Source organism: Chryseobacterium sp. CS2K3, assembly GCF_059515185.1.
Genome location: NZ_JCAKRW010000003.1, coordinates 311380 through 325122, shown reverse-complemented (window position 1 = coordinate 325122; position 13743 = coordinate 311380). Strand labels below are relative to the sequence as shown.

13 protein-coding genes are annotated in these 13743 nt (G+C 36.4%); 9 read left to right on the top strand and 4 right to left on the bottom strand.

Going from position 1 to position 13743, the window contains the following annotated elements; genetic code table 11:
* Position 1: 1 nt before the first annotated feature.
* The 3 genes from AC5YGG_RS06785 to AC5YGG_RS06775 are packed head-to-tail and all read right to left on the bottom strand — an operon-like array spanning position 2 to position 1736.
* On the bottom strand, positions 2–571 hold the full coding sequence (locus AC5YGG_RS06785; protein WP_496143742.1) for an NADPH-dependent FMN reductase: 570 nt from the start codon (positions 569–571) through the stop codon (positions 2–4).
* A gap of 6 nt (positions 572–577) precedes the next feature.
* Entirely contained in the window at positions 578–1078 is a 501-nt protein-coding gene (locus tag AC5YGG_RS06780; protein WP_496143741.1) for a DUF2480 family protein, read from the bottom strand.
* A gap of 31 nt (positions 1079–1109) precedes the next feature.
* The gene (locus AC5YGG_RS06775; RefSeq protein ID WP_496143740.1) at positions 1110–1736 is read right to left on the bottom strand and encodes a superoxide dismutase; all 627 of its coding nucleotides are present in this window, start codon (positions 1734–1736) and stop codon (positions 1110–1112) included.
* 192 nt (positions 1737–1928) lie between these two features.
* Between AC5YGG_RS06775 and AC5YGG_RS06770 the strand changes: the two genes are divergently transcribed.
* A complete protein-coding gene (locus AC5YGG_RS06770) occupies positions 1929–2549 on the top strand; it encodes a helix-turn-helix transcriptional regulator (RefSeq protein ID WP_496143739.1) in 621 nt (206 codons plus the stop codon).
* A gap of 52 nt (positions 2550–2601) precedes the next feature.
* Here the strand turns inward: AC5YGG_RS06770 and AC5YGG_RS06765 are convergent, their stop codons facing one another.
* On the bottom strand, positions 2602–3228 hold the full coding sequence (locus AC5YGG_RS06765) for an RNA polymerase sigma factor (protein ID WP_496143738.1): 627 nt from the start codon (positions 3226–3228) through the stop codon (positions 2602–2604).
* A 241-nt stretch (positions 3229–3469) separates the two neighbouring features.
* On the opposite strand from AC5YGG_RS06765, the gene AC5YGG_RS06760 reads away from it, so the two are divergent.
* The 8 genes from AC5YGG_RS06760 (at position 3470) to AC5YGG_RS06725 (ending at position 13678) form a co-directional block, all read left to right on the top strand.
* Positions 3470–4417: a FecR family protein gene (locus AC5YGG_RS06760; RefSeq protein WP_496143737.1), complete on the top strand. Its 948-nt coding sequence runs from the start codon at positions 3470–3472 to the stop codon at positions 4415–4417.
* Positions 4418–4456: 39 nt separating this feature from the next.
* Complete coding sequence (locus tag AC5YGG_RS06755) at positions 4457–7738, top strand: TonB-dependent receptor (protein WP_496143736.1); 3282 nt, start codon at positions 4457–4459, stop codon at positions 7736–7738.
* Positions 7739–8034: 296 nt separating this feature from the next.
* Complete coding sequence (locus AC5YGG_RS06750; RefSeq protein WP_496143735.1) at positions 8035–9342, top strand: beta-helix domain-containing protein; 1308 nt, start codon at positions 8035–8037, stop codon at positions 9340–9342.
* Between the two features lie 71 nt (positions 9343–9413).
* Positions 9414–10331 (top strand): choice-of-anchor J domain-containing protein, encoded by a 918-nt coding sequence (locus tag AC5YGG_RS06745; RefSeq protein WP_496143734.1) that lies wholly within the window; start codon positions 9414–9416, stop codon positions 10329–10331.
* A gap of 165 nt (positions 10332–10496) precedes the next feature.
* The gene (locus AC5YGG_RS06740; RefSeq protein WP_496143733.1) at positions 10497–11237 is read left to right on the top strand and encodes a hypothetical protein; all 741 of its coding nucleotides are present in this window, start codon (positions 10497–10499) and stop codon (positions 11235–11237) included.
* 6 nt (positions 11238–11243) lie between these two features.
* Positions 11244–12584, top strand: coding sequence for a S41 family peptidase (locus tag AC5YGG_RS06735; protein WP_496143732.1), 1341 nt, complete (start codon positions 11244–11246; stop codon positions 12582–12584).
* Positions 12585–12615: 31 nt separating this feature from the next.
* On the top strand, positions 12616–12888 hold the full coding sequence (locus tag AC5YGG_RS06730; RefSeq protein WP_496143731.1) for a hypothetical protein: 273 nt from the start codon (positions 12616–12618) through the stop codon (positions 12886–12888).
* 67 nt (positions 12889–12955) lie between these two features.
* Positions 12956–13678: a sterol desaturase family protein gene (locus AC5YGG_RS06725; protein ID WP_496143730.1), complete on the top strand. Its 723-nt coding sequence runs from the start codon at positions 12956–12958 to the stop codon at positions 13676–13678.
* Positions 13679–13743: the final 65 nt, after the last annotated feature.

Here is a 13743-nt window from a genome sequence, read left to right as displayed (position 1 = left end):
GTTATGATTGATTTATTATATTTTTTTCAATTTTCTTAGTTGTTGCGATATTAACAAGCTTATCCAGTTTCCCGGAATAAAAATCTGAGATCTGTTTGGGATCATCATTACGAAACAATGACGATTTTAGAATCGGTACACTGAAGGGAAGTGTCCATGCTCTTAGTGATTTTGCAATGGCATCCATCGCATTGATACCCTGCATTGCCTGTAAACCGTCTGCCCAGCATACCAATCCTACAGTTTTGTCTGTAAGATAGGGTTCATAAGAGTTTGCTGTAACTTCCAGCCAATCCAGACAGTTTTTCATCACTCCCGGGATGCTTCCATGATAAAGAGGTGCCAGCCAGAAATGAACATCAGCATCCTGAAACATTTGAGTCATTCGCTCCACGGCTAAAGGTGTTTTCGTCAAGGTGACATCAAACAAAGGAATTCCTGAATCTGCAAGTGTAAAAATATCAGTCTGAATGCCTGATTGTTTCAGGCGTTCTGATAGATATCCGGAAATCAGCCCGGAAGTAGATTCTGTTCTTCTTTCCAGTGATCCGTTAAATATGATTGCTTTCATATTGTTTTATTTTTTGAATATGACTTTTGGCAGACCTATTTCGCCATACATTAAGCTCTTAACCAATGGTTTTAGTAGGGAAGTTGCCAAAAGATAAAGTGCCGGAGCAATATCAGGTCCCGCCTTCACAACCACTTTCTGATCATGATACTGCTCCAGATCTGCACTTAAAAGGTTTTGTTTCCACAGATCCAGAAGAACTGTATCGAAACTGTTTATATCGGTGTATGCAGCATATGGTTGTAGTTTTTCCATCAATATCATAAATGCCCAAGGTGGAATAATAGCTTCAGTAGAGCATATGATTGCTACTGCTTTACCTGTATATATAGAAAAATCCGTTTTCGCAATTGATTCCTTGAATTCTTTTTCCTTAACGATCATTTCCATGAAAAGATGTTCTTTAATATCCAGTTCCATAACCTCCATTGTGGGTTTGTATTTCAATAGATCTAAGGCTATAATTCCTGAGGCAGCTGCTTTATTGATGAAAATCGGTGTATCCATTGCTTCTGTTTTGTCCTAAAAAGTTGTAAGATTATCTTATTTTTAAAAGCGCGTCATCGTATTTTTTTTCTACTACCGCCCAATCCAATACGGACCAGAATGAATCCAGATAATCTGCTCTTTTATTTTGGTAAGCAAGATAATAAGCGTGTTCCCAAACATCTATTCCAAGAATCGGGAAACCTCTGTTCATTGACAGCACATCCATCATTGGATTATCCTGATTAGGAGTAGCACTTATCATAAGAGATCCGTTGAATTTCACAGACAACCATACCCAGCCGGAGCCAAATTGTCCAAGTCCTGCTTTTTTCATTTCAGCTTTAAAATCTTCAAGGTTTCCAAAAGTTGAAATAAGAGCATCATTCAGTTTTCCTTCTGGATTTAATTTTGGCTTAGGAGAAAGAATTTCCCAAAATAAAGAGTGGTTGTAATGTCCGCCACCATTATTTCTTACGGCAGGGCTGTATTCGCTTACTCTTTGAAGTAATGAATCAAGGTCAGGATGGGTTTCATTGGTCTGTTCCAAAGCAGCATTTAAATTGTCTACATAAGCCTGGTGATGACGCTGATGGTGGATCGTCATTGTATTTTTATCTATGAATGGTTCCAATGCATCATAAGCATAAGGTAATTGAGGTAGTGTAAATGGTTTCATTGCATTTATTTTTGATTAATGTGAGACAAAGGTAGCAATATATTTGAATAAAACAACTAAAAAGTTGTTTTATTGACTAGCAGAATATTGTATTTAATATATTGTAAATCATGTGTTTGTTGTTTTTATTTTAAGATTATAGAAAATGACTATCTTTGTTGTTGAAAAATAAAACAACCTAAATATTGTCAAATGAAGAAGCCGGCTGCAGACCGCATTCTGATGTTTTTAAAGATGAGAGGAGAAGCTACTTCACTTCTTATTTCGGAAGAATTATCCATCACAAAAGAAGGTGCGCGAAAGCATTTACTGAACCTTGCTGAAAGCGGGCTGATTCAGCCTATGGTAAAAAGTGAGGGGGTAGGGAGACCGTCTACTTATTATATACTTACAGAAAAAGGACTGGCTCAGTTTCCTGATACTCATGCAGAAGTAACAGTTCAGCTTCTGAAATCCGTTAAAAATCTGTTAGGTGAAAATGCTCTGGATTTATTGATCAGTGATCGTGAAAAAAATACGCATGAGCGTTATGAAAAAGCACTCTCCAAAACAAAAAATCTTGAACAGCGGCTGGAAGCTCTTGCCGAAGCCCGAACTAAAGAAGGTTACATGGCTGAATGGAAAAAAGAAGGTAAAGATTATTTTCTGATTGAAAACCATTGTCCGATCTGTGCTGCAGCTACAGAATGCCAGGGATTTTGCCGTGCCGAACTTTCAAATTTTCAGTCATTAATCGGAAAAGAATATACGGTGGAAAGGATAGATCATATTATTTCAGGAGGGCAGCGCTGTGTGTATAAAATCAGTATATAATCATGATTAAAAATATTTGAATCAACTATTTTTTTGCTTTTATTCTTTATTATCAGTATTTGGTGAGAATTTCCATCAGCATAATAATGGATATTAATTTCTTTGAAGATTGATATTCCGGACTGAGCTGTTCTCTGATTTCTCCTAACGCTTTACTCAGTTTATTACTAACCGTTTTATTACTTATTCCCAAGGCTTCTGCCGTTTCATTGACAGACATATTCTGTCGGATTCTCATTTCATAGACCTGCTGTTCCGTGAGAGAAAGACGTGCCACTACTTCATCAATTAAAGATAATAACGCAGAAATTTCGTTTTCTTCCAGGATTTCAAAATATTCCGTATCGGAAATATTCAGTTCTGCGGGAGTTTCAAATTCATCAATACTCAATGTGGGAGGCGCTTTTTTAAAACTGTTATAATAATCTAAGATTCTGTAATGAAGATGCCTAAGCAGGTAGCCTTTTGCACTTTCGGAATCATCAGTCTGTATGGCATCTGTATTTTCAAGGATTTTCACCCAGAGATTCTGAAGGAGTTCCTCAGAAACTTCTTTATCCTTGGTTCGTACAAAAACGAAACGGTACAGACTATCCCAATAACGTTCGTACAGCAGCATAAATGCAGGTCGATCACCTGATTTTATTTTCTTTAATAATATTTCGTCTGTTAGATTCATATCGCTGCAACAAAATTACCTAAAGGAAAATTAACTTTTTGTGAACTTTAATTATGGTAAGGTTAAATATTTCTGAAAAACAAGGCTTTAATATGAAGCTAATGTTGAGCAAATGTAAAAAAAGATTAAAATGATCGGGAATTTGTGTTTAATATGAATAGAATGTTAAGAATCCTCTGGGGAAGTTTTTCATTTTCATAGTCTTATAGATAGAAGTATCTGTGAATACTATGAATTATTTATGAAAAAAATTAACTATAAAAATATTGAAGTCTTTGTTTTCAAACTTTGGGAACGAGAAGTATCAGAGGAAAAAGTTTCAGAAAAGGAAACGGAACTTTTAAAGCAATGGAATAATAATGCAGAAAAAGATCTGGATACCGTTCATATGCATGAATCTAAAGGAAGAGTGTTATCAGGATTAGAGTCTTATTTTAACGCTGCCGGAAGAAGCATTCCTGTAAGAAGCTATAAAAAATATGCATATCAGGCAGCTGCGGCTGTAGTTCTTCTGTTATCATTAGGAGGATTTCTTATTTATAATACATTCATAAAGCCGGATATCTATATTGCAGAATCCGGAGAAAAAATTATTCATCTTGAGGACGGATCGGTGGTTACTTTATTACCGGGCGCCGAGCTTACTGTAGCAAAATCATTTCCGGCTGCTACCAGAGTGGTAGATTTAAAGGGTGATGCTGTATTCTCCATTGCAAAATCAAAGACTCATCCTTTTATTGTGAATGCAGATGGTTTCAGTACTAAGGTATTGGGAACCGTGTTTAAAATTTCACAATCCGGGAAAAGCAAAGCGGTAGACCTTTACGAAGGTAAAGTTGCGGTATCTTCTGTAGGAGCTCCTGTTTCTTTCCTGAAACCTAATCAGAAGTGGACGAATTTTGGGGTTGCTCATACTACTGCGGTGATCTCATTTGTTCCCGATAAGACCTCTGGAAAGGCTATCTCAAAATTATTGTCTTTAAGCTTTAATGATGTTCCCCTAAACGAGGTGATTGCTGTTTTGGAAAGCAATTATAATACAAAGATCTATTATCCGAAAGAAACTGAAAATAAAAGAATTACTGCCGATTTTACCGGAGGAACTGTCGCTGAAAATATTGAATCACTGGCTTTTATACTTGGATTTGAAGTGCAGAAAAAAGATAATACCTACCTCTTAAAAAAATAATAATCAGATAATCTTAAATCTAAAGAGAAACACTTACGTATGAAAAGTTTGAAATGTGGTCTTACCATAGCAGCCTTATTTTTTACTGTTGCCGCAGAAGCACAGGAGCTGGTTCAGAAAGTTACATTTTCTGTACCTGCAAGCAGACCGTTAATTGAAGTTCTGGAAGATTTTGCCGGAAAAACAGGAATGAGGCTTGCCTATTCAAAGGTTGATATTAAAGAATTGAAGGTAAAAGGTATAAAATGTGAAAATTCATCAATTCATAGTTGTCTGAAAGACATTACAAATGGTCTTCCGGTTGTATTTCGTTTGCACGGTGATCTTATTTCGATAAAATATGAAGGCGGAAATGTTGCCGTACCGGGAAACGGACGTCTTTACGGGAAAATCGTTGATGAGGTAGGAAATCCTATTGTGGGAGCTGAGATTACTATTGCAGGAAAAACGATGTCGACAGACAATAATGGAGATTTTTCAACGGATCTGCCGTCAGGTATATATAATTTAACAATAAAAGCCTCTAAATATAATACGCTCAGAGTAGAAAAACTATCTATTAGTAATAAGGAAACGAACACGGTTTCATTTGCTTTAAACGCCGCTTCTGATAAAATTACAGACATCAAGGAAGTGTTGGTTACAGCAACCCGTAAAGCGGATACACAGGCAGGATTACTGGCTCAGCAGAAAAAAGCAGCCCAGATGAGTGACGGTATTTCTGCAGAACAAATTTCCAAAACTCCGGATAATGATGTGGGAGGAACACTAAAAAGAGTAACAGGAATTACCACTATAGATAATAAATATGTTGTTGTAAGATCAATGGGGGAACGTTGGAATACAGCGGCAATGGACGGAATTAATCTTCCAAGTACGGAGGCATATAATCAGAACTTTTCTTTTGATATTATCCCAACGGCAATGGTAGAAAGTGTTGTCGTAAGCAAATCTGCAACACCGGATATGAATGCAAGCTTCGCAGGAGGTTTTGTAGAAGTAAGAACTAAAGATATTCCCAATGAGAACTTTACAACCGTAAGCATGGGAACTTCTTATAACGATCAGTCGGCTTTTAAAGAGTTTCTTACCCGTAAGCGGGGAAAGTATGATTATTTCGGGTATGATGACGGAACAAGAGACTTCCCGAAAGGGCTTCAGGCTATGAACTGGACTAATCCTATGTTTTTCGAACAGTCCAGCCAGTTTAAAAATGACAACTTCACGAATTACAGAACAAAAGGTGATATGGGTTCCAATTTGCAGCTTGCCTTAGGAAGAACCTATGCGCTGAAAAATAATAATAAATGGGGTTTTGCAGGAGCATTTATCATCAGAAATGAACAGAATAAGCTGGATATAGATCATACAGGAAGAGGAAACTGGCTGGATACGACAGATTTTGCCTTTGATGCCAATGGAAAAATGCCTTTTTATAATTTTAAGAATAAGGGGGCTTCTTATAACTATAATTCTACAGTAGCAGGGATGTTGAATCTTGGATTACAGCTGGGAAAAAGCAGAATTTCACTCCGTAATTCATATACTCATATCTATGACAATACCCTCACAAGAATTACAGGCTGGGATGAATATACAAGCGGAAGCGGGAACCGTTCTGATGCAGAAGCTTCCTATAATTATTTTTATTACGGAATAATTCCCAATAATGATCCATCAAAAATTTCATCTTTAGAAAAACCTTTTACCAATAATACAGATTATCCTGTTTATCAGATGTTTTTACAGAACAAGTTGGAAGGAAATCATAAGTTAGGGAACATGGAAGTCAACTGGTATGCTGCCAGAACTGGAGTTTCATCAGATACTAAGGATTATACTCAATACAATACTTTATATAAATTCATAGGACGTGAGATTCTGAATTATCACATCATCAATAATTCTGCAAGTGATTTTGCGAGAGGATATATTGGCAGTAAAGAAACTGATTATAATTATGGAGCTTCTTTCAAATGGAGCATGGATAGAGGAAGTTTTAAAAATGATATTAAGATAGGATATGCCGGAGCTTCAAAAAGCAATACCAATCAGCAGCAGAAATTTTTATTGAGAGTAGATGGAAACAGAAACGTTCCGAATCCAAAAGTTCTGGAAATGTATGGTGCCCTTTCAGATTGGTTTGATGGTTCTCATTATGTACCGGGGGGTATTGGGTGGGAAACGAGACCGTTGTTCGTAGATGGTAAATATGAAGGAGAAGTAGAGCAGCATGCAGCGTATGTGATGTTTGATAACCGTTGGAAAAATAAATTCAGGCTCGTGTGGGGATTACGTGCTGAGTATTTTCAATATGATCTTGTTTCTCAGCAAATGGAAACTAAAGACTCCAATAATTTTACAAAAACAGGAATTGATGATAAGCCATGGCAATGGATGCCCTCTGTAAATTTTACCTATAGTCCTACGAATAAAATCAATTTGAGACTTGCTTATAACAAAGCTGTTATTCGTCCCCAGTTTAATGAGAGAACCGGACTGCCTTATTTTGATCCTATAGCCAACGGGCAGATTTTTAATACAGATATGGTATCATCGGTAGTTAATAACTACGATTTTAAGTTTGAGTGGTTTCCGGGATTAGGAGAAATATTTTCAGCAGGGTTGTATTATAAGGATATCGACAGACCTATTGAGAGAGAAGGATATATTACCAGCGAAGGAAATTTACAACTTTATAACGGGAATTCTAAAAACGCAAAATTAAAAGGATTTGAAGCAGAGGTCAGAAAAAACCTGGGCTTTATTGCAGCCGATTCTTTCATGGAAAAACTTTTCATAAATGGAAACTTCACTTATAACATAACAAAAGTGATTGCTTTTAAAGATAAAGCGAAAACAACAGATCAGGATGCTACCTATGAAGTAGACAGACCTCTTTACGGGCAAACTCCTTACGCTTATAACTTAGGATTAATGTATGATGGAGAAAGATTAGGGTTTAGCTTTTTATATAACGCAAAAGGAGATCAGTATATAACGGTGGGCTACTCTTATAATGGAGAAGAGATCCAGCGTCCTTATGCTGTAGCAGATGCACAGGTTTCATATAAGCTTTTAAAGAACAGAAATCTGGAACTAAAACTGAGTGTAAGGAATCTCTTCAACAGGGTGAAGGAATATTACAATAACTATAATTCTTATCTAGGGTATACTGACAACACGGGGGATAAAACTGCCCGGGAATTACAAACCATTGTGCCTGGAGCAACCAATAAATATGATAAAGATATTGATAAGATACTATTTCGTGCTTACAGCGGAAGAATATTCGGATTGAGTGTCAACTATACATTTTAATCCTTATTAGATAAAAAGAGCTCTCAATATAGAAGCGTACAGGTTTCGGAATCCTGGAAAACGAGTCGGAGGAATACTGATGATGCGCACAGCAGTACCGAATCAATCAAAAACCGGACGCTATTAACTTTTCCCGGGAGATAGTGGAATAACAGGGAACTCAGACAATTCAGCTCCTCCTGAACTGTAGGATGTAAACAATAACCAAATCGCAGAAATATAGAGGCAGATATTTCTGAATATTAAAAATTTCTGGTCATAAAAATAAATAACCGGATCTATCAAAAATTATAACAATGAAAAGATTAACTCTAATTGCAGCTGCTGCATTATCACTTACAGCTTGTCAAAATGATCATTTAGCAGATTCTTCTACTCCTTTCGAAATGAAATCTACTTCAGCTGAATACATTACAGCTTCTGCACTTCCAGTAACTAAAGTAAGCGGTGATATTACTTCTAATACAACATGGAGTGGAGTAATAGAAATTGATGGTACTGTAGCCGTAAAAAACGGAGCAACACTTACCATTCAGCCAGGAACTTTCATCAAAGCAAAACCTAATGCAATAGGGGAAGGTTCAGGTATTCTTGTTATTACCAAAACAGGTAAAATTAATGCTACAGGAACAGAATCTCAGCCAATTGTTTTTACAAGCTACAGATTATTGGACGGAGATGATACTACAACTGCCGTACCTGGGGACTTTGGAGGAATTATCCTTTTAGGTGATGCTCCTACCAATGTACCTTTTACTACTACGGTAGAAGGATTGCCAGCTAATAATCCTGATTTCTATTTTGGTGGAACAACTTCCGGACATAATGCAGGTACAATAAAATATGTGCGTATTGAATTTGCAGGGTATGATTTCGTAGGGGCTAACTCTGGAAACGAAGTTAATGCTTTAACATTGGCTGGGGTTGGAAATGGTACTACTTTAGATCATATTCAGGTTTCTTACGGACAGGATGACTCTTTTGAATTCTTCGGAGGAACTGTAAATGCTTCTAATTTAGTGTCTTTTGCAGCAGAAGATGACAATTTCGATTTCGATAACGGATATACAGGAACTATTACTTGTGCATTGTCTTTAGCAGATTACAAATCAGCACACACCGTAAGCGGAGGATCTCCTGATTCTAACGGTATCGAATTGGATAACAACGCAACAGGTACTGCAACTTCATTGATTACAAACCCTACCATCAACAACCTTACTATTATCGGGGCAAAAAATGGAGTAACAGGACAAGGGCTTGCTTATGAAAACGGTATCCACATCAGAAGACACGGGAAATTAACATTAAATAACGCCGTAGTTACAGGATATCCGGTAGGAATCAAAGTAGAAAATACAGGTTCTGAGCTTTCTGCAGCGTCTAATTTAAGTTCAATTCAGGTACACGGTTTCGGAACTTCTGTTACAGGAGCAGGAACAGCGGGGATCCCGGCAGGAAACCTATTAACAGGTACTTCTGCAGCTCTTTGGGGAATGAGCCAGCCATTCTTTAACGAAGGATTAACATGGAGCGTAAGTCCTAGAAATTGTGGAAACTTCCAAGGAATCTGGACAAAATATGATTTCTCAATTCAGGAATAATTCTTATAAACAGGGAAAGCACTGTGTCTTTCCCTGCTTTTTTCTTTTAAAAAATCTTAATAACAAATATTATGAAAAAACTATTTTTATTATCTATCATATGGGTGTCACAAGCTGCATTCGCACAGGAATTTATATGGGGAAACACTTTTGATACTGCTGATGATCTTCAGGGCTGGACCATCCATGATCTGAATAATAATGGAAACAAATGGGCTCAGGGACAGAACATTTATCAAAATGGTACTTCTATGGCATATGGAAGCGCCGGAGTTCTCAGACATTCTACCAATTTGGTTCCTAGTGGTATTGCAGGAGGATTTGCTTCAGAAAATGACTGGATCATCTCTCCAGAAATAGATTTGTCTACTGCCGGAGGAACGATCACATTCATTGCTCAGCTAGGGAGACAAAAACTAAATCAGGCTATTGTCGGAAGAGACCTTTATATTTATGTAAGCACTCCTGAGAAACCAGTTCCCGCTTTGGCAGACTTTCAGGCTTTGGCAGTAGATGCTAATGGAAATGAGCTTCCGAATCCTTATAAAATATCTGCAGGATCTACCAATAACCCATTCTCTTCAGATCTTACCGAGTTTGTAGAAAGTATTGTAGATCTTTCAACTTTTGCAGGAAAGAAAATTTACATAGGAATCTGGTCCAACAGAAAACCGGCAAATCTTCAGAATATAAATATTGATGAAATCGCGATTTATGCTACGGCAACTTTAGGCACAAAGGATGTAAAAAAGAACAAAACACTTACAAAGATCATTGAAAATCCGGTAAAGGAAAATTTACAGTTACAACTGAATCCGGCATTCAAAGAAAATGCTGCTTTAATAAATGTTTATAACGCTGTAGGACAAAAGGTTATTGCTGTTCAGTATTCGAAATCTATCAATACAACAGCTTTATCTACAGGAAAATATATTGTGGAAGTAACAGACGGTAAAACTACAGAAACTCTGAGCTTTATTAAAAAATAATCTTTCAGACTTAAAAACTGATTTAGAAATACAAGAATTTAAGTACAATAATGGGTAGCAGTCTCAGGTGTTACCCAGAACATATCCAACTAGTTTTTTTATAATTATTATTGCCCTGTACAAAAAGGCAGGGCAATTTTTTTAAAGTTTTAAATGATATTAAAGATGAATAAAATCTTTGCATTCCTATTATTGATCCTGTTATTTTCCTGTGCAGAAAATACAATAATGGAAAGATATGATACCGCACAAAAACCAGGTGAAATAATCATAAAAGGATACTCCAAACCTGATGTACTTCAATTGAGGTTCAATGGAGAACCTGTTTCCATTGACGGAAAAACATCTTATACCAATAAAATAGAAACCACGCTTCAGTTTGTTGTAGATCAGGGAGAAACCGATAAACTGGCAATATATAATAATGAAACAGGAAAAGAAATAGCAAAATACATGATTACCTATGATAATATAGCTGATTATAACAAAGTAAATTTCTTTAATCTTCCCGGAATTTTCCTGAAAACAGATGTCGTAAAACCTCAGGTAGGCTTTGGAAAAGTAGGCTTCGTATTTATTTTTCCGAATTTGGGGGAATATTCAGGAACATCTCTTACAAGCGTGAAAGGTGTTTTAAAAAAAGAAAACGGAGCAGTCCTTGCTGAATTTGATAATATTGAAAAAGACGGTTTTACTCCGGTAAAAATTTATAGTGCTTTCAGCTCCACAGCACCTGTATATCTTGAATTATATAAACCAGGAACTACACAACCTTATATTGGCTCGGAAATAATTAAAGTTAAATTAAAACAGCATACTGGTGCCAATATGATTGTACTTCAGGAAAAATCAGAAAATGGAGGGTCAGTGGTAAAAGGAGATATTGATGTTTCAGAATATTTATAGTAAAATATGAAAAGCTTTTTGAAATTTTGCAGCGTAGTCATTATTACCATTTTCGTTTCCTGTACCAACAGGGATGAAAATACACCTTTTTTCCCCGAAGGAAGTACAGAATCTGTTAATGCCTGGGTTCAGGACAGCATGAGAAGGTATTATTACTGGGCAGATCAAATGCCTGCAAAGCCTGACTATCACCTCCCTGTAAAAGATTTTTTTAAAAGTCTGCTGTCTCCCCAAGACCGTTTTTCCTTTATTGTAAATACCGAAGATACTTCCAGCTATCCACGATCTATCCGAAATATGTACGGCTTTGATTACACCGTTATTCAGCAGACCAATGGAAATGTACTGGCTGTCATTAAACTGGTTCTTAAAAATTCACCAGCCTTCAATGCCGGACTGGAAAGAGGAATGATTATTACCAGTATCAACGGTAAAAATATCACGGCGGCAAATGCAGAAACCCTTACTTCTTCAATGAAAGACTTTACAGTATTAGACCTCACCGTAGGAAACTGGAAAAATGAAGCGGTCACCGATGAAAAAGAGATCAAAGTATATTATGGTTTATCTTTTGAACAACCTGTTTTATCCAGAGTTTTTGAAAAAAGCGGTAAAAAAGTAGGCTATCTGTATGTTTATGATTTTCCCGATGGGATGACTTCGGTTTTCAGTCAGAAATTTGCAGAATTTAAAGCTGCTGGTGTCCAGGAACTTATTTTGGACCTTCGTTATAACTATGGAGGATCTGTATCTGCTGCTGCGGCACTTTGCTCATTGATTCCGTCAGGGATTTCGGAAAGTTCACCCTTTATTATATTCAAGGGAAATAAAAACGGGGGGCAGGTAAAAAGAACATTTGCCCAGCAGATTGCTTACGATCCAAAGGCAATTAGTTTTAATGCCTTACGCACAAATGCTTTAGGATTAAATAAAGTCTATATTCTTACATCCAACAGTACCGCTTCAGCAGCAGAAATTGTGATTAATAATTTAAAACCTTATTTACAGGTTATTCAGATCGGAAGTACAACTTTAGGAAAAGACATGGCAGGATTTTCCGTAGAAGATAAACGTAAACCGAGAAAAATTTCATGGCAGATTCATCCGGTTATTTATAAAGTATTTAATGCCCATAATTCCGGTGAATATAGCAACGGAATTTCACCACAGATAGCAGTCAATGAATATGCAGAATTACCATTATTACCTTTGGGCGATTCTAATGAAACATTGATTTCATCTGTTCTCACTGGAGCTTACTTAAAAACAGCGGGTCATGAGAGGTCAACTAACGAGGTGAAAATTCTGTATCAGAGCGACCTGAATTTTATCCAGGGACAGCAATAATCTCATTTAAGTTTCTTAAAAAAATAAAACAATGCAAGGAATAGAACCCAAGGTGCACACAAGTCTGACGAGCCGTATGGAATACTTTCGCGTAGTATTACAAGAAGCTGTGGAAGAAACTGATGCTCAGACTGCCGATATTTTAGTGAAAATTTCAGAGCTTGATGAATTATACAAAGAGTATTTGCTCAACAAAAAGAATCTTGAGAAAAGTATTAAAAACTACCGTGAGTATCACAATGATTTGCGAAAAAAACTAGCTACAAGACTTAGAGAACTTAGGAAAAAAGCCAAAGAGAAATAACGGAAATACCTTATTTTAAGTCCGAAATTCATACTTTTATAACATCAAGTTGAAAGGTTAAAAGCATATGAATAGTAACGAGACTGAACTTTCCGGTTATTTAGATCTTTTTTGGCAGTTTTCATGGTCACAATGGATCATTTTCAGTCTGGTTATTAATGTTTTCCTATATTTATTTTCAATAGGGTTGTATCTTTTTATTGATAAAACCTGCCGCAAAAGTCCATTACAGGAAAAAGACCATCCTTTAACCAGGTCTGATTTTTATATTAGTTTTCTTACGGTTGCCTGTAACTGTCTTGTGCTGCTGCTAGGAGTTTTTTTATGGAAAAATGGATGGATAGAAGTGAATAATATCCTTTCACCAGGTGTTATTACATTGGAAGTTATTGCATTATTACTTTTAATGGATCTTCTGATGTATTTTTTTCATTACGCAGCTCATTTACCTTTTGTCTACAGATTATTACATAGAAAGCATCATGAACACGTAAGTACCAATTATCTCAGCCTTTTTGTACTGCATCCTTTCGAAACAATAGGTTTTGGAGTGATGATGCTGGTTTTACTCATGTGCTATGAATTTTCTGTAGTCTCTATTTCGATTTATTTGTTGATCAATCTTATCTGGGGAACCATAGGACATTTGAACAGAGAGTTTTTTCCTGTACAGTTTGACCGTTTCTTTATCGGAACTACAAGATTTCATAACCATCACCATAGGGATGAAACAAAGAATTTTGGGTTCTATACTTCTATCTGGGACAGGCTGTTTGGGACTTATAGATAGGAGGGAAGCTAGGTGCTGGAAGTAGGAAGTTTCTGGAAGTCATTAGTATAATTTATCTTTATATT

Excerpts from the sequence above, each read along its gene's own strand:
- AC5YGG_RS06775 (WP_496143740.1), bottom strand. The coding sequence starts at position 1,736 with ATGAAACCATTTACACTACCTCAATTACCTTATGCTTATGATGCATTG.
- AC5YGG_RS06735 (WP_496143732.1), top strand. The coding sequence starts at position 11,244 with ATGAAAAGCTTTTTGAAATTTTGCAGCGTAGTCATTATTACCATTTTC.
- AC5YGG_RS06755 (WP_496143736.1), top strand. The coding sequence starts at position 4,457 with ATGAAAAGTTTGAAATGTGGTCTTACCATAGCAGCCTTATTTTTTACT.
- AC5YGG_RS06730 (WP_496143731.1), top strand. The coding sequence starts at position 12,616 with ATGCAAGGAATAGAACCCAAGGTGCACACAAGTCTGACGAGCCGTATG.
- AC5YGG_RS06780 (WP_496143741.1), bottom strand. The coding sequence starts at position 1,078 with ATGGATACACCGATTTTCATCAATAAAGCAGCTGCCTCAGGAATTATA.
- AC5YGG_RS06785 (WP_496143742.1), bottom strand. The coding sequence starts at position 571 with ATGAAAGCAATCATATTTAACGGATCACTGGAAAGAAGAACAGAATCT.
- AC5YGG_RS06745 (WP_496143734.1), top strand. The coding sequence starts at position 9,414 with ATGAAAAAACTATTTTTATTATCTATCATATGGGTGTCACAAGCTGCA.
- AC5YGG_RS06760 (WP_496143737.1), top strand. The coding sequence starts at position 3,470 with ATGAAAAAAATTAACTATAAAAATATTGAAGTCTTTGTTTTCAAACTT.
- AC5YGG_RS06765 (WP_496143738.1), bottom strand. The coding sequence starts at position 3,228 with ATGAATCTAACAGACGAAATATTATTAAAGAAAATAAAATCAGGTGAT.
- AC5YGG_RS06770 (WP_496143739.1), top strand. The coding sequence starts at position 1,929 with ATGAAGAAGCCGGCTGCAGACCGCATTCTGATGTTTTTAAAGATGAGA.
- AC5YGG_RS06725 (WP_496143730.1), top strand. The coding sequence starts at position 12,956 with ATGAATAGTAACGAGACTGAACTTTCCGGTTATTTAGATCTTTTTTGG.
- AC5YGG_RS06750 (WP_496143735.1), top strand. The coding sequence starts at position 8,035 with ATGAAAAGATTAACTCTAATTGCAGCTGCTGCATTATCACTTACAGCT.
- AC5YGG_RS06740 (WP_496143733.1), top strand. The coding sequence starts at position 10,497 with ATGAATAAAATCTTTGCATTCCTATTATTGATCCTGTTATTTTCCTGT.